General features: G+C 66.8%; 23 protein-coding genes. 10 read left to right on the top strand and 13 right to left on the bottom strand.

Going from position 1 to position 24,887, the window contains the following annotated elements:
- Nucleotides 1–21: 21 nt before the first annotated feature.
- Nucleotides 22–1,443, bottom strand: coding sequence for an MFS transporter (locus tag ACHQ4I_RS24080; RefSeq protein WP_420774062.1), 1,422 nt, complete (start codon nucleotides 1,441–1,443; stop codon nucleotides 22–24).
- 71 nt (nucleotides 1,444–1,514) lie between these two features.
- On the opposite strand from ACHQ4I_RS24080, the gene ACHQ4I_RS24075 reads away from it, so the two are divergent.
- The 4 genes from ACHQ4I_RS24075 to ACHQ4I_RS24060 all read left to right on the top strand — a co-directional run bounded on the left by ACHQ4I_RS24075 (nucleotide 1,515) and on the right by ACHQ4I_RS24060 (nucleotide 5,024).
- Nucleotides 1,515–2,510, top strand: a complete 996-nt coding sequence (locus tag ACHQ4I_RS24075) for a GlxA family transcriptional regulator (protein WP_420774061.1) — start codon at nucleotides 1,515–1,517, stop codon at nucleotides 2,508–2,510.
- A 235-nt stretch (nucleotides 2,511–2,745) separates the two neighbouring features.
- Nucleotides 2,746–3,399 carry an HAD family hydrolase gene (locus tag ACHQ4I_RS24070; RefSeq protein ID WP_420774060.1) on the top strand — a complete coding sequence of 218 codons (654 nt, stop codon included), beginning with the start codon at nucleotides 2,746–2,748 and terminating at the stop codon, nucleotides 3,397–3,399.
- Nucleotides 3,400–3,642: 243 nt separating this feature from the next.
- The gene (locus ACHQ4I_RS24065) at nucleotides 3,643–4,218 is read left to right on the top strand and encodes a hypothetical protein (RefSeq protein ID WP_420774059.1); all 576 of its coding nucleotides are present in this window, start codon (nucleotides 3,643–3,645) and stop codon (nucleotides 4,216–4,218) included.
- A gap of 338 nt (nucleotides 4,219–4,556) precedes the next feature.
- Nucleotides 4,557–5,024, top strand: a complete 468-nt coding sequence (locus ACHQ4I_RS24060; protein WP_420774058.1) for an RICIN domain-containing protein — start codon at nucleotides 4,557–4,559, stop codon at nucleotides 5,022–5,024.
- 105 nt (nucleotides 5,025–5,129) lie between these two features.
- Here ACHQ4I_RS24060 and ACHQ4I_RS24055 read toward each other — a convergent pair whose 3' ends face one another.
- Nucleotides 5,130–5,723: a TetR/AcrR family transcriptional regulator gene (locus tag ACHQ4I_RS24055; RefSeq protein ID WP_420774057.1), complete on the bottom strand. Its 594-nt coding sequence runs from the start codon at nucleotides 5,721–5,723 to the stop codon at nucleotides 5,130–5,132.
- A 21-nt stretch (nucleotides 5,724–5,744) separates the two neighbouring features.
- Here ACHQ4I_RS24055 and ACHQ4I_RS24050 point away from each other — a divergent pair, with 21 nt between their 5' ends.
- Nucleotides 5,745–6,113 carry a hypothetical protein gene (locus tag ACHQ4I_RS24050; RefSeq protein WP_420774056.1) on the top strand — a complete coding sequence of 123 codons (369 nt, stop codon included), beginning with the start codon at nucleotides 5,745–5,747 and terminating at the stop codon, nucleotides 6,111–6,113.
- Nucleotides 6,110–6,604, top strand: a complete 495-nt coding sequence (locus ACHQ4I_RS24045) for a hypothetical protein (protein WP_420774055.1) — start codon at nucleotides 6,110–6,112, stop codon at nucleotides 6,602–6,604. Before ACHQ4I_RS24050 ends, ACHQ4I_RS24045 begins: the two co-directional genes overlap by 4 nt.
- Before the next feature lie 48 nt (nucleotides 6,605–6,652).
- On the opposite strand, the gene ACHQ4I_RS24040 is transcribed toward ACHQ4I_RS24045, so the two are convergent.
- From ACHQ4I_RS24040 to ACHQ4I_RS24025, 4 genes are all read right to left on the bottom strand, one after another.
- On the bottom strand, nucleotides 6,653–7,909 hold the full coding sequence (locus ACHQ4I_RS24040) for an RNA polymerase sigma factor (protein ID WP_420774054.1): 1,257 nt from the start codon (nucleotides 7,907–7,909) through the stop codon (nucleotides 6,653–6,655).
- A gap of 8 nt (nucleotides 7,910–7,917) precedes the next feature.
- On the bottom strand, nucleotides 7,918–8,265 hold the full coding sequence (locus tag ACHQ4I_RS24035; RefSeq protein ID WP_420774053.1) for a YciI family protein: 348 nt from the start codon (nucleotides 8,263–8,265) through the stop codon (nucleotides 7,918–7,920).
- A 236-nt stretch (nucleotides 8,266–8,501) separates the two neighbouring features.
- Nucleotides 8,502–9,305: an ABC transporter ATP-binding protein gene (locus tag ACHQ4I_RS24030; RefSeq protein WP_420774052.1), complete on the bottom strand. Its 804-nt coding sequence runs from the start codon at nucleotides 9,303–9,305 to the stop codon at nucleotides 8,502–8,504.
- A 43-nt stretch (nucleotides 9,306–9,348) separates the two neighbouring features.
- Nucleotides 9,349–10,020 carry a FadR/GntR family transcriptional regulator gene (locus ACHQ4I_RS24025; protein WP_420774051.1) on the bottom strand — a complete coding sequence of 224 codons (672 nt, stop codon included), beginning with the start codon at nucleotides 10,018–10,020 and terminating at the stop codon, nucleotides 9,349–9,351.
- Nucleotides 10,021–10,180: 160 nt separating this feature from the next.
- Here ACHQ4I_RS24025 and ACHQ4I_RS24020 point away from each other — a divergent pair, with 160 nt between their 5' ends.
- Nucleotides 10,181–11,938, top strand: a complete 1,758-nt coding sequence (locus ACHQ4I_RS24020; RefSeq protein WP_420774050.1) for a 2-isopropylmalate synthase — start codon at nucleotides 10,181–10,183, stop codon at nucleotides 11,936–11,938.
- A gap of 42 nt (nucleotides 11,939–11,980) precedes the next feature.
- A complete protein-coding gene (locus tag ACHQ4I_RS24015; protein WP_420774049.1) occupies nucleotides 11,981–14,302 on the top strand; it encodes an ATP-binding protein in 2,322 nt (773 codons plus the stop codon).
- A gap of 7 nt (nucleotides 14,303–14,309) precedes the next feature.
- Here ACHQ4I_RS24015 and ACHQ4I_RS24010 read toward each other — a convergent pair whose 3' ends face one another.
- The 5 genes from ACHQ4I_RS24010 to ACHQ4I_RS23990 form a co-directional block, all read right to left on the bottom strand.
- A complete protein-coding gene (locus ACHQ4I_RS24010; RefSeq protein ID WP_420774048.1) occupies nucleotides 14,310–14,825 on the bottom strand; it encodes a DinB family protein in 516 nt (171 codons plus the stop codon).
- Between the two features lie 88 nt (nucleotides 14,826–14,913).
- Nucleotides 14,914–15,762, bottom strand: coding sequence for an alpha/beta fold hydrolase (locus ACHQ4I_RS24005; protein WP_420774047.1), 849 nt, complete (start codon nucleotides 15,760–15,762; stop codon nucleotides 14,914–14,916).
- Entirely contained in the window at nucleotides 15,762–16,982 is a 1,221-nt protein-coding gene (gene hsaA, locus ACHQ4I_RS24000) for a 3-hydroxy-9,10-secoandrosta-1,3,5(10)-triene-9,17-dione monooxygenase oxygenase subunit (RefSeq protein WP_420774046.1), read from the bottom strand. The genes ACHQ4I_RS24005 and hsaA overlap by 1 nt, the downstream gene beginning before the upstream one ends.
- A gap of 127 nt (nucleotides 16,983–17,109) precedes the next feature.
- On the bottom strand, nucleotides 17,110–17,814 hold the full coding sequence (locus ACHQ4I_RS23995; protein WP_420774045.1) for a response regulator transcription factor: 705 nt from the start codon (nucleotides 17,812–17,814) through the stop codon (nucleotides 17,110–17,112).
- Nucleotides 17,815–18,039: 225 nt separating this feature from the next.
- A complete protein-coding gene (locus ACHQ4I_RS23990) occupies nucleotides 18,040–19,524 on the bottom strand; it encodes an FAD-dependent oxidoreductase (RefSeq protein ID WP_420774044.1) in 1,485 nt (494 codons plus the stop codon).
- Nucleotides 19,525–19,694: 170 nt separating this feature from the next.
- On the opposite strand from ACHQ4I_RS23990, the gene ACHQ4I_RS23985 reads away from it, so the two are divergent.
- Together ACHQ4I_RS23985 and ACHQ4I_RS23980 are read left to right on the top strand one after the other, a co-directional pair.
- The gene (locus ACHQ4I_RS23985; RefSeq protein WP_420774043.1) at nucleotides 19,695–22,124 is read left to right on the top strand and encodes a PEP-utilizing enzyme; all 2,430 of its coding nucleotides are present in this window, start codon (nucleotides 19,695–19,697) and stop codon (nucleotides 22,122–22,124) included.
- A gap of 59 nt (nucleotides 22,125–22,183) precedes the next feature.
- A complete protein-coding gene (locus ACHQ4I_RS23980) occupies nucleotides 22,184–23,122 on the top strand; it encodes a tyrosine-protein phosphatase (RefSeq protein ID WP_420774042.1) in 939 nt (312 codons plus the stop codon).
- Between the two features lie 55 nt (nucleotides 23,123–23,177).
- Here ACHQ4I_RS23980 and ACHQ4I_RS23975 read toward each other — a convergent pair whose 3' ends face one another.
- Nucleotides 23,178–23,807 (bottom strand): maleylpyruvate isomerase family mycothiol-dependent enzyme, encoded by a 630-nt coding sequence (locus ACHQ4I_RS23975; protein WP_420774041.1) that lies wholly within the window; start codon nucleotides 23,805–23,807, stop codon nucleotides 23,178–23,180.
- Nucleotides 23,808–23,972: 165 nt separating this feature from the next.
- Complete coding sequence (locus ACHQ4I_RS23970) at nucleotides 23,973–24,887, bottom strand: MBL fold metallo-hydrolase (protein WP_420774040.1); 915 nt, start codon at nucleotides 24,885–24,887, stop codon at nucleotides 23,973–23,975.

Raw genomic sequence — 24,887 nt, 5'->3', positions numbered from 1 at the left:
ATGGGCCCATCGAGCGGATCTTTATGGCTGGTGCTGGCCTGTGTGGCCGGGCCGGTAGGCGATGCCCGCCGCGGTGGCCAGTGCGCCGACCGCCACCATGTACAGCCACCCGGCCCGGAAGTCGGCCAGGTCCGGATGCGCGGTGCGGCCGAGGATGGCGGTGACGATGGCGACGCCGAGGGCGGAACTGGTTTGGCGGGCCATCATGAGGGTGCCGGACGCCAGGGAGATCTGATCGGCGGGCAGCAGGGCCGAGGCGCCGAACAGCGGCGGCTGCAGCAGTGCGGTGCTCGCGCCCGCGAGGATGGCGCCGGGGAGGAACATGACGGCGTAGTCGGTTGTCGCGCCCGCGGTGAGTGCCCACCATCCCGAACCGATCGCGATGGTGGCGCCGCCGAGTGCGGCCGAAGTGCGCGCGCCGAACCGGTTGACGAAACGGCCCGAAAAGGGCGACAGCACAAGGCAACTGAGCGGGATCGGCGCGACCGCCATGGCGGCCCGCAGGACCGAGTAGTGCCAGTGTTCGGTGAGGAACATAGTGGCCTCGAGGAGCAGGGCCGCGAACGCCAGGTAGTAGCAGAAGACTCCCAGGGTGGCGATGCGGAAAATCTTGTGCCGCAAGACGACCGGGCTCACCACCGGATCCGGATGGCGGCGCATGTGCGCGGCGAACAGCGCGGTCAGCAGTATTGCGGCGAGCAGGCAGGCCAGCGTGGCGGCGGAGGTGTATCCCCAGTCCGATGCCTGCACGAACGCCGTGGTGAACGCGGCGGTGGTGCCGAGAATCATTGCGGCGCCGAGCATGTCGAGTCGGCGGTGGGCTTGCTGGCGGATATCGGGCAGCACGCGCAGTCCGAAGAGGAAGGCCGCCACGGTGAACGGCACATTCAGGAAGAAGATCCAGCGCCACCCGGCCTGTAGGAGCAGGCCGCCCAGCACCGGACCGCTGCTCGCGCCGGCGGCCGCGATGGCGGTCCAGATGCCCATGACGGTCGGATGTTCGCGTTTGGCGAAGGACGGCAGCACGAGTCCGAGTCCGGTCGGGATCAGGATCGCCGCGGCAATGGCCTGGACCACCCGGGCGGCTATGAGCGCGGCCAGATTCGGCGCCAGCCCGCAGGCGATGGAGGCCAACCCGAACAGGGCGATGCCCCCGAGGAAACCGCGCTTGCGGCTGGTGTCGTCGGCGAGGCGTCCTGCCGGGACCAGCAGTGCCGCCATCACGATCGTGTAGGCGTTGAGCACCCAGGAGACCGCGCCGACCGAGGCGTTGCCGAAGGAGGATTGCAGCGTCGGAAAGGCGACGGTGACCACGAGCAGGTCGAGGATGGCCAGATATTGGGCGATGGATGCGACCGCGAGCACGCGCCAGCGACGGGGATTCGGTGATTCGATCGGTGTTTTCGCTTCGGGCCGCGTTTGGTCCGCGGTGATCGTTTGCATGAAATCGACTATGTGCGGCGGCGATTCATGGGACGAGTGTCAGGAATGCCAACATGCGCTAGATTACTGCCATGCAGACGAAAGCGCCGGGTCCAGGAACCTTGGCCGTCGCCGTCGCGCCCGGTCAGCCGCTGTTCGAGGTGGCGATTCCATATCAGGTGTTCTTCGAACCGCCGCCGGGCGTCGACGGGTCGCGGTGGTACGAGTTCAAGCTGTGCGGTCCGCGCGACACCCGCCATGCCACGCTGCGGGACCCGTTCGTGGCATTGACCGACCACGACTACGACGACCTGATCGCGGCCGATACGGTGATCGTCCCCTCCACCCCAGATGTGCGCGAAGACCCGCCCGCCGACCTGATCGAGGCGGTGCGGGCCGCCTACGAGCGCGGCGCGCGGATCGTGTCACTGTGCTCGGGCGCGTTCATCCTCGCCGCCGCCGGATTGCTCGAAGGCCGTCGCGCCGCCACACACTGGAAGCATGTGCCCGCACTGATCGAGCGCTATCCCGATATCGATGTCGACCCGACGGTGCTCTATATCGACGACGGCCAGATCTGCACCAGCGCGGGCACCATGGCGGGGATGGATCTGTGCATCCACCTCATCCGCAAGGATCTCGGCTCGCAGGCCGCCAACGCGGCCGCGCGGAACCTGGTGGTGCCGCCGCACCGGGCAGGCGGCCAAGCGCAATATCTCGAATCCCCGGTACCCGCCTGCTCGAGCGATTCCGGCCTCGCCGCGACACTCCAGTGGGCGCTGAACCACCTCGAACAACCGTTGACGGTCGCCGATCTCGCCAAACACGCCAGCATGAGCGAACGCACCATGGCCCGCCGCTTCCACGCCGAACTCGGTGGCACGCCTTTACAGTGGTTGTTGACCCAAAGGCTCATCCGCGCAAGGGAATTCCTCGAGGGCACCGACTTGCCGGTCGATGTGGTCGCGGCGCGGTGCGGGTTGGGGAGTGCGGCCAATTTGCGTGCGCATTTCGGCCGGGAGGTGGGGATTTCGCCGAGTGAGTACCGGCGGTCGCATCGGGCGGATCGGCATGAGGTGGTGATCTGAGCGGGCGAGGGTGCGTGACGCTCGGCATCGGGTGTGCGGGCGGGGGAATGGGGCGTGGTTGGGCGGGTTCTGGTCCGGCGATATGACGGCAGGGTGCGAGCGGGGGATGAGCTGGCCTAGTGTGGGTACACGTTCTTCATCAGGTCTTCCGAAAACCCCCACCGCGGGGCGGGTCGATGGGTTGGCCATCGGGTCGTCACCTGATCGGTGTTGCTGGCGAAAGGCTTTGTCCCGGATGCACATTGCGGCAGTTGTGTTTGATATGGACGGCGTTCTGATCGATTCGGAGCCGGTGTGGGAGCAGGTGCGCCGCGGCTATGTCGCGGAGAAGGGCGGGCGGTGGCTACCGGATACACAGCAGCGGTTGATGGGGATGAGCACGGGGGAGTGGTCGGACTATCTCAGTGGTGAGCTCGGGGTCGGTGAGACACCGGACACCGTGGCCAATGATGTGATCGAACGGATGGCCGAGCACTACGAGAAGTCCGTGCCGCTGCTGCCGGGCGCGGTCGAGGCGGTGCAGCGCATCAGTGAGCATTGGCCGCTGGCGGTCGCGAGCTCGTCGCCGCGGACCCTGATCAATACCGTGCTCGGCCGCACCGGGCTGATCGAATTCTTCGGTGTCACCTTCTCGACCGAGGAGGTCGATCGGGGCAAGCCCGCGCCCGATGTGTATGTCGCGGCGGCCGCGTTCCTGCGCCACAAGTCCACCGAATGCGCGGCCGTCGAGGATTCGAGCAATGGTCTGCGCGCGGCGCACGCAGCCGGAATGCGCGTCATCGCGGCCCCGCGCCCGGAGTACCCACCCGCACCCGACGCCCTCGCCCTGGCCGCCGAGGTCATCGACACCCTCGACGAACTCACCCCCGAACTCGTCGCCGGGGAGTGAAGCGATCGTCGTAGCCGCTGGCATCCGTGCTCTCGAGTTCATCGACTCGGTCGTCGGAAGCGTCGACCGCGGAACGCAGGACAACCCGACGCGCCTCGTCTGGCTCGTGCGCTGACGCGACGGTCGACGCACCGCGATACCGGGACACCGGTGAGCAGCCCGCGCTCTCGATCCTGGATCGGATGTTGGGCGTAATCTGTTGTGCGAGTGTAAAGTACAGCCTCTCGGACAGGGAGGTTGGCGTTGGATTCCGGTCGAGCGTCGATGTATCGCGATCAGGCTGGTGCGATGGTCGTGCGCTGCACGGCCGGGCCGCAGACCGCGGTGCGGATTACCCGTGACGAACTGGCGCTGAAATGGCGCGGGCCCGAGGTGTGGCTGATCGCCGCGGGTGTCACCGCCGTCATCACGGGTTACCGCCTCATCCGGTATCTGATTTCGCGGTCTGGTTCGCCCGGTCAGTATTACACCTGGACCAGCGGTTTCGCCGTGGCGGTGACGGCTATCGCGAGCTACGTGGGCGTGCTGGTGGTCCTGGCGGTGTTGTCGCTGCTGGAAGTTCGGCGCGGCTCGCCCCGAGTGCGGCGGTATGCGAATCCTGGTGCGGTACTGCAACTCCGGTACCTGAGCGACGGTCTGGAGTTGACGACTGCCGTCGAGTCGGTGACCTACCCCTACGGTCGGATCAAGAGGATTCGGGTCCAGGAGCACACCGTGGCGGTATCCGATCAGTCGAGCCTTCGAGTGCTTCCGCGCGAACTCTTTCCGGCAGAGGCACTGTCGTTTCTGGCGCATTCCACAGGGGTGAAGCCGCGCTAGGTCGCGTCTCCCAATGGTTCGGGCTGTTCGACCTCGCTGCGCGGCGCCGGTCATGCATTGCGGTCGCCGTTGCGACGTTGACAGGCGGTTGAAAAAGATCGAAACGGATTCTTCGCCGATCGCATATCGGCGGGTCTGATGAGTGAGCTAGGCTGGATCACGGACAGCGGGTGGGGCCGCAAGTAGAACTGACGCAGGGAAGTCCGAATCACATCGCGAAACGTGCACCTTCTGCGGAAGCGCTTGCGAACTTGCCACGCTGATCCGGAGTGGAAGTTGCGGGAGAAATCATCCAAACCGTAGCCGACGTGCTACGCGCGAATGAAAGGACTCTCACGATGACGACCATGCTGGCCGCACCAACCGACATTGACCTGGAATCCGATTACCAGCCGCTGATTGTGAAGAAGAGCGGCAAGGTGCTCGACGTAAAGGGCGGGTCGATGGACGATCTGGCGCCGATCATCCAGTTCGAGTGGCATGACGGCGACAACCAGCGCTGGCATATCGAACCGCTCGGCGATGGCTTCGTCCGGATCATCTGCAAGAGCAGTCTCAAAGTGCTGGACGTCAAGGATGCGTCGATGGACGATTCGGCGCCGATAATCCAGTACCAGTGGCACAACGGCGATAACCAGAAGTTCAAGATGGTGCAGGTCGAGCCGGGGTATTTCGCGTTCGTGGCGAAGCACAGCGGCAAGGTACTCGACGTGCAGGGCGGGTCGACGAACAATCTGGCGCAGCTGATTCAATTCACCCGCCACGACACCGACAACCAGCTCTTCCGTCAGTCCGTGACCGCGTAGTCCGGTTCTGCCGGATATCCAGCACGCGGAGGCTCAGGTCGGCGATGCCGACCTGAGTCGAAGCGCAAACCCCAACGGAAGAATCACCCGAATGCCGTTGCGGTATCAGGGGCGGTAGGACTCGAGCAGGGCCCGGGCGGCGGTGGTTAGGTCGGCTTCGAGCCAGGTGGGGAGGGTGGGGGAGTGGGCGTGGCGGCGTAGGGCGGCGTAGGGGAGGTCTACTACCGCGCGGCTGATGGCGTCGATTTCGCGGTCGCCGTCGCGGCCGAAGAGGGCGGTGGCGATGCGGCGGAGGTGGTCGATGAGGGGGGCGTTCATGTGATCGAGGCGGGCGCGGAACTCCGCGTCCGGTCCGCCGTCGAGTAGGTCGCTGGGACGTAGGTTCAGTAAAAGCCTTGCGTCGTCAGGTAATTCGCGCCCGAAGTGGATGCTCGCCACGGCCATTGCTACTGCGGCCTCGACCGGATCCGGGTCGGCGGCGGCCGCCTTGACGCGTTCCTGGAAGCGTTCGAGCGCGCGCAGCCAGGCCGCGGTCAGCACGCCGTTGCGATTGCCGAAGCGGTGATAGAGCGTTCCGACCGGCGCGCCGCTGGCCGCCGCGATCGCCGCTACGCTGGCGGCGCGGGGACCGTCGGTGAGTACGAGGGTGCGCGCTGCGTCGAGGATCACGTCGGTGTCGTGCTTGCGGGGTGGCGCCATGTACTAGTACGTTCCTTCTATATGGAGCGATTGCCCTACATAGATGAGCATGCCAGATCGGTAGACGCGAATCGCGATCGGGCGTGGAAAGCCTTGCTGAAAGTCATCTGTAAGGATCCGAACGATCCGTCCAAGGCCCCGACCGGTTTCGTGCTGGATGCGGCCGAGGAGCCGAGTCGGCTGGCGCTTCGGGGACGGCACTGGTTCGCGCGCTATACGCTGGTCTTCGAACTCGATGAGCAAGGGCCGAGCCGGACGCTGGTGCGCGCACGGAGCTGGGCCGAATTTCCGGGCCTGCACGGAAAGATCTACCGCGCGTTGGTGATCGGCACCGGAGCTCACAAGATCGTGGTGCGCGATATGCTCCGGCGAATCGCGGCCGCGGCATGATTCCGGGACTGGTCTGGGGCGCGACCGAAGCCGAACGCGAGCATCCGCTGCCCTGTGACGATGTGCAACCCGGTGGGGTGCAGGCGGATCGGGCCATCAGCATCGATGCGCCGCCGAGCGTGGTCTACGGCTGGCTGTGTCAATTGCGGGTCGCGCCATACAGTTACGACCTGCTGGACAATTTCGGCAGGCGCAGTCCGCGCCAGCGCGATCCGGCGCTCACCGAACTCGAAGTGGGACAGCGGTTCATGTCCGCTTTCACGCTCGTCTCGTTCGTGCTGTGCCGCCATATCACCCTGGTGTCCGGAAAGGTCTGCGTCACCTACGCCGTGCGACCGGAAGGGACCGGCACCCGCTTGACGGTCCGAATGCATTGCGGCGCACCGTGGATCATCGCCCGCGCTTTGGCGCTCGGCGACGTGCTGATGATGCGCAAGCAGCTGCTGACGCTGAAGGAACTGGCCGAGGCCGAGGCGCGCGCCGAGGGGTAGCCGGTAGGCAGGCGGGGACCATCCGGTGAACTTCCGCATCCTGCATGTCTATTCGCATCCAGCCATGCGATCCAGTAGCAGCGCCTGTTCGGCATTGTTCCCGGTCAGCTCCGCCGCACGGGCGAATTCGGCGCGCGCCTCGTCCTGTCGACCGAGCCGGTCGAGCAGGTCGCCGCGTACGGCCGGGAGCAGGTGATAGTTGTCCAACGTACCGGTGGCGACGAGCGCGTCGACGAGATCGAGACCCGCGGCGGGCCCGTGCACCATGCTGACCGCGACGGCCCGATTCAGTTCGACGATCGGTGACGGAAAGCGTTCGGCGAGCACCGCGTACAGGCCCGCGATGCGCCGCCAATCGGTCTCCTCGGCGCTCGGCGCCATGGCATGCACGGCGGCGATCGCGGCTTGCAGCGCATAACGGCCCGGCCGTAGCCCGCGATCGCGGCTGGCCGCGTGGGCGCGGCCGAGTGCGGCGAAGCCACGTCGGATCAGCAGCGGATCCCATCGGGAACGCTGCTGATCCGCCAGCAGGACAACGGTCTTCGTCGCGCCCATCCGCGCGGCCGAGCGCGAGGCCTGTAATTCCAGCAGTGCGGCCAGGCCGTCGGTCTCCGGTTCGTCGGGCAGCAGATTCGCCAGCATTCGCGCCAATCGCAATGCGTCCTGACACAATTCGACGCGGATCCAATCATCGCCCGCCGTCGCCGAATAGCCTTCGTTGAAGATCAGGTAGACGACCTCCAGCACCGAATCCAAGCGCCTGGCCAGCTCGTCACCGTGCGGCACCGCATACGGGACGTGTCTGGCCGCGATGGTGCGCTTGGCGCGCACAATGCGTTGGGCGACAGTCGATTCCGATACGACAAAGGCGCGCGCGATCTCCTCGGTGGTCAATCCGCCGAGCAAACGCAGCGTCAATGCCACCCGGGCTGGTGGCGACAGCACCGGATGACACGCCGTGAAGATCATGCGCAACAGATCGTCTTCGATGTCCTCCGCCGCCTCGGGCTCCGGACCGGTCCGCAGTTCATGACCGACCAGGGTCAGCTTCCGCGCGAGGTTCTGATCGCGTCGCACCCGATCGATCGCCCGATGTTTCGCGGTGAGCATGAGCCAGCCGCCCGGATTCGGCGGCACACCGTCGTGCGGCCACTGTTCCAGGGCCACGACCAGCGCGTCCTGGGCGAGTTCCTCGGCGGCGTCGATATCACCGATGATCCGGGTCAGCCCGGCGACCAGGCGCGGCCATTCCATCCGCCACACGGTTTCGACGGCGTCTCGGATCTGCTCGGGCGACCGGCTCATCTATCGGATCACCCCTCGGCGACCTGGCGAAGCTCCACCTCGATATCCCACTCCGGTCCGTGCACGCTCAGGAATCGCGAGCTCCATTCCACCGCCTCCTGCTTCGATTTCGTCTGCAGGAGGCAGTACCCGCCGACGACCTCCTTCGATTCGGTGAACGGACCATCGAGCACGGTCTGCTTGCCACCGGTCTGGGTGATCTTGGTGGCCTCGGTGATCGGATGCAGACCGGCGGTGTCCAGCAACACCCCGGCCTTGGTCATCTCCTCGATCACCTTGTTGACCTGCTCGATCAGCGCCTCGTCGGGAACCGGCGCATCCGTCGGGTCTACTCGGATCAACATCATGTGTCGCATCTGACCATCCTTCGTTCGGTGGCCGGCTCGTCCGACCCTCACTCAACGCATCGAACGGCATGGGCTCGAATCGACATGCTCCCGGAAAATTCTTCCGGAACCGGCCGCGGAGCGCACCGGAACGGCCGCAAGGGCGCGGGGTTGCGGCAGCCGACGCACACCGAGGCGCGTGTAGTGCGTGGCGCTCCGCGGGCCAGATCGGACGGTGTGTGCCGCGGGCCAGATCGACCGGCGTGCTACGCGGGCCAGGCGCGCACCGCGGCCCGCGCGGTCCAGCGGCCGTCGTCGTAGCGGACCGCCACCGGGTGGTCGAAGGCCGCGCTCACGGTCTCCGTCGTGACCGTCTCGACGGCGGGACCGGCGGCAACGGTTCGACCATCGGCGATCAGCAGCGCGTGGGTCGTCGTGCTCGGCAGCTCTTCCAGATGATGGGTGACCAGAATCGAGGCGACATCGGGATGGGTTTCGCCGAGTTCGTCGATGGTCTCGAGCAGTTGCTCGCGCGCCGCCACATCCAGACCGGTGGACGGCTCGTCGAACAGCAGCAGGCGCGGTTCGGCGATGAGCGCGCGGGCGATCAGGGTCCGGCCGCGTTCGCCCTGGGAAAGCGTCGGCCAGATCTCCTCGGCCTTGCCTTTGAGCCCGACGGTATCGATCATGGCGTCGGCGCGGCGCAGGTCATCCGGCGTCGGCGTCCAGCGCATCGGGGTGTCGATGGTGGCGGTGATGCCGGTGAGCACGACTTCCCGGACGGTCAGCGGATAGCGGAGTGGATGGCGGGGATTCACGTGCCCGATCGCGTGGCGCAGCGGGGCGAGGTCGACGCGGCCCATGCGCTTGCCGAGGATGTCGACGGTGCCCGAGGTCGGAAAGGTGACCGCGGCGCAGAAGCCGAGCAGGGTGCTCTTGCCCGCGCCATTGGGGCCGAGCAGCGCCCAGTGTTCGCCCGCTCGGACGGTCAGCGAAATGCCGTCGATGATCTGTTTGCCTTGGCGGCGGAAGGTGACGTCGGTCAGTTGCAGCACTGGGATTTCGGGCACGGGAGATCTCCGTTCGGTTCGGTGAGCGCCATCGAGCGGCGGGTCAGGTGAACGCGTTCTTCAAGGTGGTCAGATGCGTTCGGCTGAATTCGGCTGCGGCACTGGGATTTCGGTGCGCGATCGCATCGGTGAGCCGAATGTGCGCGTCGTGGTCGGCGGGTTCGGAGGGGACCGGGCGGATCTTGAGCATGTCGATCATGGCGACCCGGATCCGGGGGAGGAAGGTGTCGAACAGTTGGGTGAGCACATCGTTGTGTGCGGCGACGATGACGGCGCGGTGGAAGGCCATATCGGCGTCCACATGGTCGGCGACCGGTTCGCCGTGCGCCTCCCGCGCGGCCAGCGCCCGGCGGATGGCGCGCAGGTCGGCGGGGGTGCGGCGCTGCGCGGCCAGAGCGGCGGCCTCGGCCTCGATGGCGATGCGGGCCTCGATGACCGCGGCGATGGTGGCGCGGCGCAGCACGACGTCCCAGTCCTCGGTGACATCTAGGGCGGTGACGAAAACCCCGGCGCCCTGGCGACTGTCGAGAACGCCCTTGCCCGCCAATTCGCGGATCGCCTCGCGCAGGGTCGATCTGCCGACGCCGAGCTGTGCGGCCAGGGTCGTTTCGCCCGGAAGGCGATGTCCCAGTGGCCATTCTCCGTCTCGGATGCGGGTGAGCAGTAGTTCGGCCGCCTGTGCCGCGAGGGGGTGACGCCGTACCTGCGAGACCATCCGAACCTCTCTACTTGTCTGAGGAGTTGTGTATAGTCTAGCAATCATGCGCACCATGCTCCTGCTTAGCCGCCACGGCGGGGCCTAACGACCGGCCGCCCGCCGTGGGGCTTCGTCGTGGCCGGTCACCCATACGTGACGGCACCAGGAAGCAGTAATCATGACCACTTTCCCCACCATCGCCACGCCCTCCGGCGCGATTGCCGACGCCGCCCCGGCCTGGAACAGACAGCGGCGGTCGCAGATGCCCTCGCATCGCTATCGCGATATCTACCATCGCGTGGAAGTGCCGCTCACTCAACGTGATTGGCCCGATGCCCGGCTCGACCGAGCACCACTGTGGGTGCCGGTCGATCTGCGTGACGGCAATCAAGCGCTGGCCGAACCGATGGATCCGGCGCGCAAGCGGCGGTTCTTCGAACTGCTGGTCGCCATGGGCTACAAGGAGATCGAGGTCGGCTATCCCTCCGCATCGCAGACCGATTTCGATTTCGTTCGGCTGCTCGCCCGGACCGATATCGCACCCGAGGATGTCGCGATCGTGGTATTCACCCCGGCCCGCCGCGATCTCATCGAGCGCACGGTGGCGTCGGTGCGCGGCATCCGCAACGAGGTCGTCATCCATATGTACACGGCCACCGCGCCCACCTGGCGAAATATAGTGCTGGACAAGGACACTGCCGAACTGCGTGAGTTGATCGGCTCCGGTGGCCGCGATGTGCTCGAATTCGCCGGTGACCTGCCGAATGTGCGATTCGAATTCTCGCCCGAGGTCTTCAATCTGACCGAGCCGGATTTCGTACTCGACATCTGTGACCGCATGACGACGCTGTGGGACGCCACCCCGCAACGCCCGGTGATCCTCAATCTGCCTGCCACCGTGGAGGTTGCGACGCCGAACGTGTACGCCGACCAGATCGAATACATGCACAAGAACCTGGCCCGGCGCGACAGCGTGATCCTGTCCGTGCACCCGCACAACGACCGCGGCACCGGCATCGCCTGCGCGGAACTGGCCGTCCTTGCCGGAGCTCAGCGCGTAGAGGGCTGCGTCTTCGGCAACGGGGAACGCACGGGCAATGTCGACATCGCCACCCTGGCGCTGAACCTGCATGCTCAGGGCGTGGATCCGATGATCGACTTCTCCGATATCGACGAGATCCGCCGGACCGTCGAGTACTGCACGCGCATGCCGATCCACGAAAGACATCCGTACGTCGGCGATCTCGTGCACACCGCGTTCTCCGGCACCCATCAGGACGCGATCAAGAAAGGGATGGCCCAACACCGTGACCGCGCCGCCGCCACCGGTGTCCCCGAACGCGAACTCGATTGGCATGTCCCGTATTTGCCGATCGATCCCGCGGATATCGGCCGCAGCTACGACGCGGTGATCCGGGTGAACTCCCAATCCGGAAAGGGTGGTATCGCGTACCTGCTGCATACCGAATACGGTCTGGAACTGCCGCGCCGACTGCAGATCGACTTCGCGCGACATGTGCAGGCACGGACCGACGACACCGGTCTGGAGATCACCGCCGCCGAACTTCTCGAGTTGTTCGAGGCGACGTATCTGGACACCGCCAATGAGTCGGTAGGGTTGGAGGAATGGCGGACCACCGGTACGGGGGCCGACGCGTTCACCGAGGTCAGGCTCACCATCGGCGGTGTCACCGAATACCGCGGTGTCGGCCCGGTGGAGGCGCTCACCGCCGCGTTGGCCCGGGTCGGCCATCCGGTCGAGGTGCTCGGCCTGACCCAGCAGTCGATCGGCGCGGGAAACAACGGCACCGCGATCACGTATCTGGAATACCGCATCGGCGAGCACACCGGATGGGCTTGTGGACGCAGCGATTCGGTGCTCGCCGCGTCGTTGGCCGCCGTCGTTCGCGCCGCGAATTCGCTGGTGGCCGGTTAGCGGGATCGATGCGAATACGACATCTCGGTCAAAATGCCCGAGATGTCGTCGGCACGTGAAAAGGTATGCAGCGTGGTGCGGCACGAGATAGGGAACCTCCCCGCTGAGGTGACGAGCTTCGTGGGTCGTGGCGCCGAGGTCGCCACGGCGCGCAAGCTGCTGTCCAGCACCCGCCTGCTCACCCTGACCGGGCCGGGCGGGGTCGGCAAGACCCGGCTCAGTCGGCGGGTCGGGGAGGCGGTGCGACGCGCCTTTCCCGACGGTGTGTGGTTCGTCGAGGTCGCGCATGTGCACGACGGGGATCTGGTGGCATTGAGCGTCGCGCAGACCTTGGGTCTGCGCGATGACACCAGGTCACCGGTCGTGAGCCTGACCGACTATCTGGCGGACAAGAGTCTGCTGCTGATCCTGGACAACTGCGAGCACTTGATCGACGCGTGCGCGGCGCTGGTGGACCGGGTGATTCCGGCGACCGCGGATGTGCGGATTCTCGCGACCAGCCGCGAGCCGCTCGGGGTCTCGGGGGAGCAGGTCATGCCGGTGGCGCCGCTCGCGGTGCCGGAGGTGGACGAGGATCGCCCGGCCCAGGTCGACACCGACGCGCTGCGCCTGCTGATCGATCGGGCCGCCGCCGCGAACCCCGACTTTCAGGTCACCGAGGCCAATCGCGGCGCGCTCGCGGCGATCTGCCGTCGCCTCGAGGGCATTCCGCTGGCGCTGGAACTGGCGGCATTGCGGCTGCGGATCTTCACACCGGATCAGGTGCTGGCGCGCCTGGACGATGCGATGCGGCTGCTCACCACCGGGTTGCGCACCGCGCCGGAGCGTCAGCAAACGCTCGAGGCCGCGATCCGGTGGAGCTATGACCTGTGCACAGCCGATGAACAGCATCTATGGGAACAGCTGTCGGTTTTCGCGGGCGGGTTCGATCTCGAGGCCGCGGAGGCGGTCTGCGTGGTCGATCCGCCGGAGGCATTGCTGGACGCGCTGACCGGGTTGGTCGACAAGTCCGTCCTCGGCCATCGACAGGACGCCGACGGCACCGGCCGGTACACGATGCTCGAGCCGCTGCGCCAGTTCGCCTTGGCACGGCTGGTCGCGCACGGCGGTGAGCGGGCGGTGCGACTACGCCATCGCGACTACTACCATCGGGTCGCGCAGCGTGGACGGACCGCGTACTGGGGCAGTGAGGATGTCACCTGGTTCCGCGATGTCACCCGCGAACATCCGAATATGCGTGCGGCACTGCAGTTCTCGCTCGCCGATCCGGAAGGCGCCCATCGCGCACTGGAAATCGCGACGGAGTTGCGGCCGTTCTGGGAGCACTACCGATTCCTGCTGGAGGGCTACCGCTGGCTCCTCGAGGCCTTGGACAAGGATCTCGACCACACGAAGGATCGAGCGCGGGCACTGGCCGCCGCATCGGTGATCGCCGCCATGCTGTCCGATCCCGATACGGCCACCCGATTCGCCGGTGAATGCCTGGAAATCGCGACGGAACTCGATGCCAAGGACGTGCTCGTCGAACATGCCCTGCTGTCCGCGCTGCTGGCATTCGCCAACGACGATCCGACGCGGGCACTCGATATCGCCGAGGCCGCCTCGGACCGGGCCAGAGCCTGCGCACACCACGGAGTCGAGATGGAGAGCCTGGCGTTCGCCTACGTGTGCGCGCTGGTGCTCGACGACGAACGCGCCGGCGCCATCGCGGACCGATTCCTCGCCAAGACGAAGGAGTACGGCTCGCACCTGCTCGGCGGGTTGGGCCATTGGTCGGTGGGAACCAACCACTGGCGAAAAGGCCAGCAGGACAAGGCGATCGACGATCTACGCAAGGCCGTCGAGCTGTTCAGCCTGTTCGACCGGTGCGTATGGACGGCCTCCGGATTCGACGGGCTGGCATGGGTGGCGACCGCCGACGGTGACCTGAACCGTGCGGCACGGCTGATGGGTGCGGCCTCGACGGTGCGGCGCGGCAGCACCCAGCGGCTCGCCCATGAGATGACCGAATTCGTCGGCGACAAGGTGCGCCTGCAAGTGCGTGATGCGATGGGCGAGAAGGAGTTCGACGCCGCGTTCGAGGCGGGCGCGGCGCTGGGGCTCGACGAGGCGGTCGACTATGCTCTCGGCGCCCAACCACATCCGGCCGCGCATCCGGTGGAATCCGTTGCGGCAGATGTTCTCACTCGTCGTGAGCGGGATGTGGCGCGGTTGATCGCGGCGGGCTACAGCAATAAGAACATCGCGAGCGAACTGGTGATCTCGATCCGCACCGCGGAGAGCCACGTCGACCACATTCTCACCAAGCTCGGCTTCACGTCGCGGACGCAGATCGCCGGATGGGCCATCCGCAACCAGCTCTGAAAGCGGCTCAGTCGCCGGTCGCGCCGTCGATGCGTTCGCGCAGGAAATCGGCGTGGCCGTTGTGCCGCGCGTATTCCTCGATCATGTGCACATAGACCCAGCGCAGGCTGAATTCCTTGGCGCGATAAGCGAAGACGTGGTCGAGCGGCAGATCGGCGATGGCGGTGTCGGCCAGCTCGATCTCGGTCCGGAGCGTCGCGAGATCCGCGGCGGCGTCGGCATTGGCGATATCGTCGAAGTCGCCGTTGGGGTTGTCCGCACTGCAATAGAGGTATTCGAGGGGTTCACCGCGGGTTGCGATGCGGAACCAACCGCGCTCGCATTCGGCGAGATGGCGGACCAGGCCGAGTAGCGAAAGCGTCGACGGTGCGACGCAGCGACGCTTCAACTGCTCGGCCTCGAGCCCCGTGCATTTCCACAGCAGCGTTCGACGGTGCAGGTCCAGCCAGGACTGCAGCATGGCCCGTTCGTCGGCGATCAGGGGCGGCTTGGTTCTGGTGATTTCGGGTGCGGTCCACGTCACGGGCCCGACTGTAACTCCGAACCCGCGAACCGATCTCGCGAATTGCCGCGAGATCGGATACGAGAGCGCCCACGCCGCTCCGCTGGCGCTATAGACCTGACGTCAGGAAATCGATGACCGCCCGCTCGAACGCATCCTTGCGTTCGATCTGCACCCAGTGCCCGCATCGCCCGAACAGCCGCAGATCGGCGTTGGGCAGCTGGCGCGAGGGCAGCAACGCACCCTCGGCCGGGGTGACCCGGTCATCGCGACCCCACAGCATCAACACCTCATTGCGCAGCCCGCGCAGCCGCGCCCACAGCGGAATCGCTTCCGCGAAGGCGGGATTCGCGAATGTCGTATAGGCATCGCGGATCGCCGCGATGGCGGCCGGATCCGCGGCCGTGGCCAATCGGTTGTCGACGAGTTCGTCGGTGAGCACGGCCTCGTCGAAGACCATGGTTCGCAGCCAGGCCAGCACCCGCTCCCGGGTGGGTTCGGCGGTGAAGTCGAGCAGCCGCCGAATCCCTTCGGACGGTTCGGGTCCCAAAGCATTGACACCGACGCCGCCGGGCGCCATGAGCACCAGTCGATCGATGCGCTTACCGTGTTCGAGCGCCACCAGCGTCGCTACCGCGCCGCCCATCGAGTTGCCGAGCAGGTGCACGCTCGGCAACTCGAGTTGATCGAGCAGCCCGACCACCGCATCGGCGGCAATGCGCAGGTAATTGCGCTCGTACACCTCGGGTCGCTCGCTCCCGCCGAAACCGGGCTGGTCCAGGATCAGGCAGCGGAAGTGTTCGGCGAGCACGGGCAGGTTCGCACCGAAGTTGGCCCATCCCGACACTCCGGGACCGGATCCGTGCAGCAGCACCAGCGGCGGACCCGAACCCGCCTCGTGGTAGCGAAGTTTCAGCCCGTCGACGGTGATATGGCGACTGGTTTGCGCCGCATCCATCAGACCATCCGATCTTCGACCGGCAGCCCGAATTCACCGCGGCCGAACATGGCCAGGGCCCGCTCGACATCGTTGATCACGTGCACACTGCCCGCGTGCGCGTCACGCCAATGGCGTTCGATCGGATTGGGTTTGCGGATCGAGTGCCCACCGGAGTTGTCGAACAGCAATTCGATGGCCTGGATCGCGCGCTCGGTGCCGCGCACCTGGTCCCGCCGGGTGCGCAGTCGGATTTCGTACGGAATCTCCTCGCCCGCTTCGGCATAACGCAATTGCTCGGAGATATTGTGTTCCATCTGCAGGATGGCCGCGTCGATCTCCGAGCCCGCGCGGGCGACCCGCACATGCGCGAATTCGTCCTCGGCGACCCTCTGCCCGCCGTAGGACAGCCGCACCCGTTCGCGCATCCGCTCGATATGCGCCTCATACGCGCCCTGCGCGGCGCCGATAATGGGGGCGGTGATGGTGTTGGAGAAGACACCGGCGAACGGAATCTTGTACAGCGCAGCGGGATTGGCCTCCTGTCCCGGGCCGCGCAGCTGCGATTGTTCGGTGGCGCTGTAGGCGCGGTGGTGCGGCACAAAGGCCTTGTCGATGACGATATCGTTGCTGCCGGTGCCGGACAGGCCGACCACGTGCCAGACATCGTCGATCTGATAGTCGTTGCGCGGCACCAGGATTGTCAGATAGTCCTTGGGATTGCCGTGCTCGTCCGGTGCCAGTGCGCCGAGGAACGCCCACTCGGCGTGATCGCAGCCGGAGGAGAAACTCCACCGTCCGCTGACCTCGTAACCGCCCTCGACCGGGGTGAGGCGACCGGTCGGCGAGTACGACGAGGAGATCAGCGTGTCCGAATCCGCGCCCCACACCTCCTCCTGCGCCTGCAGCGGGAACAGCGCGAGCTGCCACGGGTGCACGCCGAGCACCGACGACACCCAGCCGGTGGACGGGCATGCCGACGCGATCGCGCGAATGACCTCGTAGAACGCGACCGGCGAGGCCTCGTCGCCGCCGAAGCGCGAGGGCTGCAGCATGCGGAAGACCCCCGCCTCGGTCAGTTCCCGGATGCTCGTCACGGGAACCCGCCGCGCCAGATCGGTCTCCGCGGCTCGCTCCCGGATCGCCGGGAGCAGATCCCGAACCCGATCGAGCACCTTATTTGGCCCGCCCGTCTCCCGGCCACCACCCCTCACCGAATCGCTGCGCGATGCTGCCCTCATTGCGGGTCTCCTCCTGTGTTCCTCGGATTCGCCGGACGGCGCCATGATTCCGACGCTATGGCCGCCGCGGCGGCGCGTCGGGGAGCAGTCCCGGTGATCGGAACACCCGGAGGTCAGGTCCCGCTGTCTACACAGCCCGCAGGAATTTCGTCGCGGCGGCCGTCTCGTAGGGATCCGGGCCCCACCGGTAGCCGTAGCCGCGGATATTCGTGATCAACTCGGGGCGGTCCAGTTTGGCGCGCAATGCGGCCATATGCACATACAGTTTCCGCGACACCGCGAGCAGCGAATCGCCCCAGACGCAATCCATCAATTGTTCCCGGCTGACCGCGATTCCCGGCCGCTCGACCAGTACCCGCAACAGCTCGAACTCCAGCCGGGTGAGCGGGACGAGTTGCCCGGCCACCTCGACTCGCCGCGCGGCCAGATCCACCCGGACGTCCTCGCTGACGACCGTCTTACCCCGCGCGACGCTGGCGACGCCGACCCGGCGCGTCACCGCCTCCAGCCGGGCTGCCAACTCGGCGACGCGCGCGGGCTTCACAATGTAATCGTCGGCTCCGCTGTGCAATCCGAGCACGATCGAGCGCTCGTCGGCCTGTGCGGCGAGAATCACCACCGGCACCGAGCTGACCTCGCGCAGCTTGCGCAGCACCTGCAGGCCATCCATATCCGGCAGGTCGAGGGCGAGGATGACGGCGTGATAGCCGTGGTGGGCGAGTAGCAGGTCGGCGCCGCGGTGTTTGCGATCCACCTGATGGCCATGCAGTTCGAGCGCCTCTGCCAGGGCGTCGCCGCCGTCGGCGTCATCGTCGATCATGATCAGCCGCATCCGTCTCACCTTCCCGCACCGTCACGCCGAAGAGCAGCGATTCTGCATGTTTGCCGCAGATGACCGCGTGTGCAAAGTGATTACCTTGCCAGCGCTGGGAAGCGGGGGCGGCCGCGCCTTATTTCGGTGCCTTTCTCGCTGATTCGCGGACGGCTTCGCAGCTGGCTGCGTCGAAGTCGCGTGCGGTTGCTCGGCAGGCCGCGCGACTGGCCGACTCCGCGGAATTCACTGTCCGTTGCGGGCCGCGGCGGCGCCGGCTTTGCGGCCGAAGAAGGTGCCGTCGCCCAGCGAGGTACCGCTGATGTAGCCCTCGCCGTGCAGGCCGGAGCTGGCGCGGCCCGCCGCGAAGAGGCCGGGGATGGGGATTGCGTCGAGGTCGAGGACGTGTCCGTCGAGCGTGGTGTGCAGTCCGCCGAGGGTGAAGACGGAGGCCCCGGTGCCGCGGCGGTCGCCGGATTCGGACGGGGGACGGACGCCTGCCTTGACGTCGATGGCGGCCAGCGGCGGTGTCAGTGGGCGCAGCCAGCGCCGAGCCTTGTGGAAGTCGGGATCGGTTCCGTGCGAGGCGAATTCGTTGTAGCGGGTGATGGTGGCGGCGAGTGCGCCCGGCGGGAGGCCGACGAGTTCGTCGAGTTCGTCGATCGACTCCGCGACATGGGTCGGGCGCACACCCCAGCGCTCGCGTTCGGGCACCTGCTCGTAGCCCTGTTCGTCGAGCACCACCCACACGTTCATATCCTGGCGGAACAGCGCGGCCTGGCCGATGCGGCCGGGATAGGTGTCCTCGTTGACGAAGCGCTGGCCGCGGTCGTTGACGATCATGCCGCGCGCGGCGAATCCGGGAATCAGTGAGGCGCCGACCTGACCGGCCGACATATGCCGGACGGCGGCGCCCGCGGCCTGCGCGATCCGGATGCCGCTGCCGTCATCGGTGCCCGCGCTCACCTTGGTGTGGCCGAGCAGCCGGGGTGCGTGGGTGGCGAGCATATCGTCGTTGTCGACGAAACCGCCTGTGGTGAGCACACATCCGCGGCGCGCTCGAATGGTGACTTCTCTGCCGTAGCGACGGGCGACCACACCGACGACCGAACCATCCTCGCCCAGAATCAGATTCGTCACGTAGGTGTCGTATTGCGCTGTCACGCCGACGGATTCGGCCGCCGAAACCAGACAGTCGAGCAGCAATTTGCCGCCGAAGTCATTGGCGGTAGGCCGGTGGCCACGCGGGGCGGGGGTGGCGAGTTCGGTGAAGGGCCAACTGTTTTCGCCGAGCCACATGAGCCCGTCATCGGTCGGCGGCACCCACGCGGGCGAATCCCAGAGACTCGGCTTGAACGGCACACCCCGATCGACCAGCCACTGAAAATGCGCAACGCTGTGTTCGCTGTAGTGCACGATCTTCTGCTCGTCCGCACCCGGCCCGAGTGCGGCCACCAGAAACGCCGCCATCTGCTCGGGGCTGTCGTCGAATCCGCACGCCTGCTGAATCGGCGTACCACCGCCGAGGTAGATCTCGCCGCCCGACATCGCCGACGCCCCGCCCGGTCCACCGGCCCGGTCGACCACCATAACCTCGGCTCCTACGGTCGCCGCCTCGAACGCGGCGCACGCCCCCGCACAGCCGTATCCGACGACCAACACGTCGGTCTCGATGTCGTAGGAGTTGACCTCGGCAGCCGCGCGCGGCGCGACCGGATTGCGGACCGTCATGGCTTCGAGGGTTCCGCCGCGCGATCGGCCAGCGGAATCGATGATCTCGGTGGCCGAGCCGGGTACTCCCGGTCAGTGGGACTGGAACCGATCGCCGCGTCCCGCAGTCGCGATGGTGTGTGAACGGCGTCACGTTTGCCTATTCCGGCGCCACTGAGGAGAGGAAATCGATGCGGGTCCTGGTCACCGGAATCACCGAGCCGAGCGGTCGCGCGGTGGCGCGCATGCTGTTGGCCGCCGGGCACGAAGTGGCCGGGCTGGACCGCCAATGGCATCGCTACATCGATCCGCGGGTCGAGTTCACGGCCGGCGATCCCAGCGACGCCGCGTCAGCGATCGACGGCTGCGCGAGCGTCGTGCATCTGGCCGGACGCGGGATCGCCGAGATCGCGGCCGCCGCGCGCGCTGCCGGCGCGCGCATGGTGGTTCCGGTGGTCGCCGGTGCGCGCTGGGCGCGCCCGTCCGAGACCGAGGCGATGGCCGCATTGCAGGGCGGGGACGGCGTACTGGTGCGCACCGCGCCGATCGCGGGCCGCCGGATCGGTCACGAAACCCGCCGCGCTTTGGAGCCGATCCTCGGTTCGAAGTCCGACGCCGGATTCCAGCTGCTGCACAGCGACGACCTGGACCGCTTCCTGGTACTGGCCGCCACCGCGCTACCGCCCGGTCGCGGCGAAGACGGGCTGGAGATCGTCGACCTCGCGGCCTCCGGAGTGGTCACCACCGACGAGGTACGCCGCATGCTGAGAGATGCGGGCGTGCGCTACTCGTCCTGGGTGCCCGGCTGGTCCGGCCGTCTGCCACTGCTGGATCCGACCGTCGTACAGGAGAAATGGGGTTTCCGCTGCGGCTGGACGGCCCGCGAGGTGATCGCCGATCTGGTGCGCGGCATGATCGGCCGCAAGCCCGATGGCGGTGGCTTCCGCACCCGTCGCGGCGCTATTCCATTGCCGTCGCATGTGATTCCCGCCCGCGCCAACACCTCGGACAACCACCCGCTGGCCGATATCGCCCCCGAGGGACTGGAGGGTGAATTCGACGATCGGGTCGACGAGCGCTACCCGGTGCACACCGCCACCAACACCTCCGAGGCGCTGCCCGGCCCGCTGACCCCGCTGACCATCGACCTACAGGCCGGTGCGATCCGCCTCAGCAACGAGGCCATGGGCCAGATGATCGCGCTCGACGGAATCGCATTGGAGCACTGGACGAGTCGGGTCACCACGGTGCTCGGCCACCACATCTATATCAATGCCTCGATCGGTGTGCTGGCCGCCGAGAATATGCCGGGCTGGGACGAGGAGAGCATCCGCCGCGACGCGTACGGCAATATTCCGGCCGAGATCGCCCTGCAGCCGCACGGTAAGCCGCCGATGCCGACCGGATTGGCCAGCACCCTGGCGACGGGGCGCGCGACATCGCGCGTCATCGCCACCGCCCGCCGCTTCAGTGAGACGGCCGAGCTGATCAATGCCGCGTCGCACGCGGAAGCGTTGAGCGCCAGCGAGATTCGTTCACTCACCGACGAACAGTTGCATGTGCGCGCCCTGCTCTGGCGCGATCGCCTGCACCAGGCTTGGCAGGCCGCGGCGATCGGCGTGATGATGACCGGCGCCGCCACCGCTATCCACGCGCGCGGTAAGGGCGCGGGCGAGGTCCCCATCGATCTGAACCGTTTGGAATCGGCCAAACCCATGCTCGCGGTCGAACGTCTGGCCGAATTGTGCCGTGCCGACGCAGATCTCGCCGAGTTGGCGCGTGCCGGAGACATCGCCGCGGCACGCGCGAAGTCGCCCGCCTTCGCGGCGGCGCTCGATGCGGAGCTGGCGAAGATCGGGCACCGCGGTCCCGGCGAATGCGAGCTGGTCAATCCGACCTTCGGGGACCGGCCCGCACTTTTGGTGAGTGCCGCCGCCCGCGCCGCGCAAATGCCCGCGCCCAAGCGGGAACCCGTGGATCCGTCGCCGAGTCGTACGGCCCGGATGGCCGCCGGAGCAACCGTGGCGCGCGAGCGTGCGCGCGACGGGGTCGTCCGGATCACCCACTGCTTGCGACTTGCCGTGCGCGAGCGGGCGGATCGGCTCATCAGCGCGGGTCGGCTGCGTGAAGTCGATGACGCCTGCTATCTGACGCTGGACGAAATCTTCTGCCTGCCGGCGGATGCGGCCGGCAAAGTGGCCCGCAGGCGGGCCGAACGCCTTCGGCTGCAAGGAATTCGGATGCCCGATGTCATTGCCGGACAATGGGAGCCGGTCGCCGATGGCCCCGCCTTGGCCGCCGACGAGAGCCTGACCGGAATCGGCGTATCCGCCGGTGTGGTGGAGGGCCGCGTGAAGCTGGTGCTGTCGCTGGACGACGATATCGAGCCCGGCGACATTCTGGTCGCCTCGGTAACCGATACCGGGCACACCGCGATGTTCGCCTATGCCGCCGCCGTGATCACCGATATCGGCGGCTCCGCATCGCATGCCGCGATCGTCGCGCGCGAGTTCGGCATTCCGTGTGTCGTCGACACCAAGACCGCCACCACCAGCCTGTCCGATGGACAGCGCGTGCGCGTGGACGGTTCGGCGGGAACGGTCACGCTGCTGGCCGACTGAGCGGCACTCGAGCTTGGGCCGCGGACCACTTGCGGCCCATGATGAAAGGAATACCCCTCGTGAAGAATTCGCGCGCTTTCCGCGGCACTCTCGCGGCTGCCGCCGTGGTGCTCGTCGGCGTTCTCCCGACGCTGGCGGGTCCGGCATCGGCGGGCCCGGCGCTATCGGGTCCGGCCGCGCCCGTGCTGCAATCGCCGGGCCAGGCCGATCGGCCGATGGGGCTGGCGCATGCGCCGAATGCCCGTGATATCGGCGGTTATCCGGCCAAGGGCGGCAGCAAGCTCGCGAGCGGCGTCGTCTACCGATCCGACGCGCTGGCCAAACTCGACGCGAGCGAACAGCAGAAGCTGGTGTCGCTCAACATCACTCAGGTCATCGACTTCCGCAGCCCCACCGAAACCGGTCGCGACCCGGATAAACTCCCGGCATCCATTCGCCGCACCGAGCAGCCGGTCTACGATCCCGCCAACGACTTCTACCTCATGGTGGCGCGTCTGATCCAGGCCGGACCGGCCGCGCAACAGGAAGCGCTCGGCGACGGCAAGGCCGCGCAGATCATGCGCGACTACTACGCCTGGTTCGTCTCGAATCCGACCGCACGCGCCCAATTCGCGCAGGCGTTCAAGGATATCGCGGCCGCGCAGGGTGCGGTGCTGTACCACTGCACGGCGGGCAAGGACCGCACCGGCTGGATGACCGCGATCCTGATGAGTGCGCTGGATGTGCCGAAGGGGCAGATCTACAACGACTTCCTGGATTCCAACGACAACCTGGCGGCCGGGAACAAGGCGCTGATGGATGCGCTGGTCGCCCAGGGGCTGGTGACCGATCGCGCACTGTGGGAGCCGATTCTCGGTGTGCAGAGCGACTTCCTGGATGCGGCCTTCGATCAGGTTCAGACCTCTTACGGCTCGTTCGACCGGTTCCTCAGTGATGGGCTCGGCATCGACGGTGCGACCCTCGATGCGTTGAAAGCGAAGATGCTGACCAAGCACTGAGCCCGATCCGTCACGTGCCGGTGTCGCCTCGACGGTGACACCGGCACATTGCGAACTACCCGGCCTCGGTAAATCGCTCGGCCGCGTCGCCGCGCAGCCTGCCCGCGCGCAGCCTCCGCCCGCACAACACCAGCAGCAGATCCTGCGCCGAGCCGGCGAGCACCGATCCCGAGCCGTAAGTGAAATCGAGATCGTCGGCCCGCAACTCGATCCCGTCCAGATCGACGCCGAAGAAATTGACGCTCCTCGGCGAGAGTGCGCCGAGCACCAGACGCATCCGATCGGCCGGAACCACCCGGTCCAGCCCCAAGGCCACGGTGATGTCCATACCGTGAATGACGTCATGACTGAGCGCACCCGCGAATCCGCCCCCCGGCGGCTTCCACGGATGATTCACGTTGTCCCGCACCGCGGCCACCAATTCCTCGGCCGACAGCACGGCCGCGTCGGCCCGCGCTCTCTTGTCGGCCATCTTGTTGAAATTCCCACCCGCCCTGAGCATTTCGAGCGCGAACCGCGGCGTGGAAAGCCGAAACGGCATGGTCATATGCGCGACGACCTCCCGCACCCGCCACCCCGCGCACAACGTCGGCGCATCCCACTGCCCGCCATCCAGCCCCGCGAGCAGATCCGCCAACTCACCCCGCTCCGCCTCGATCGCCTTACGCACCTCGGTATCCGTCATAGAGCCTCCTCCAAACCGTCCGATCTACAGCCCGCCCCATGACCTGAGACGAATCTCCACACCGAAACTCATCGGTACCGGTGGCTACTGCAGGCAACTATCGACCGTCAAGCGGCGGTGCGAATTGCCGCCATTGCGAGCGCGGCCCGGAGCCGACGGGCTCGATCAGCCGATCGGTGGTGCGAGGTATTCCAGCGCATAACCATCGCCGGAGGGGGTTACGCGGGCGATGCCGGGTGAGTCGAGGTGGGCTCCGGCTACGAAGTGGTCTGGTTGGGCCAGTTGTTCGAGGAGGACCGCTCGCGCGGCGCGGGCCTGGGACTGGTTGCCGTCGAGCTCCCAGGACACCTTCGGCTGATCGAATTGGAGCGTGGGAACGTGAACGGTGTCGCCCCAGACGAGAAGGTGGCCGGTGCCGCTCCTGATGTCGTAGACGGTGTGACCGGGTGTGTGGCCCGGTGTCGGGATCGCGGTGGTCCAGTCGTTGATCGCGACCTTCTCCGACACGGGTACGACCCGGTCGCGGATCGGCTCGAGCCGCCCCGCGAACACCGAGGTGTCGCCCGCGCCGATCCACACGCGCTCGAGTTCGGTGAACGCCTCTGAACCGTCCGGCGCGATCAGGCCGCTCACGTGGTCTTCGTGCCTGTGGGTGATGGCCACATCGGTGACCTGCGCGCGGTCGATTCCCGCTTCGTCGAGCGCGTCGTAGATCAATCCCATGGTGGGGTCGTGCCAGACATTGGACGCGCCGGTGTCGATGAGAACCGACCGCGTGCCGTCGGTGACGAAGAAGGCGTTGACCGACAGCCGCAAGTTGTCGCCGGCCAGCGGCACGGCGGCTGGCAGCTCATCGAGCGTGCGCCCATCCTCGTCGCGCAGCCGTGTCGGCGGCATGTCGATGTACCCGTCTCGCAACGAGATCACCTGCAAGTCACCGAATTCGAACGTGGCATGGTGCTGGCCACTCGAGATCAAACGCATGGAACCTCCGTCGTGTTGAGCGCATATCGCGTGTCTCCGATAGAAGACTCTATCTTCTTTAGGAGAAACATACACTGTGGGCGGCAAGATACCCAT

Source organism: Nocardia nepalensis (assembly GCF_048910785.1).
Lineage (GTDB): Bacteria > Actinomycetota > Actinomycetes > Mycobacteriales > Mycobacteriaceae > Nocardia > Nocardia nepalensis.
Note: the sequence above shows the minus strand (reverse complement) of the source record. Positions and strands in the feature narration are given on the sequence as shown.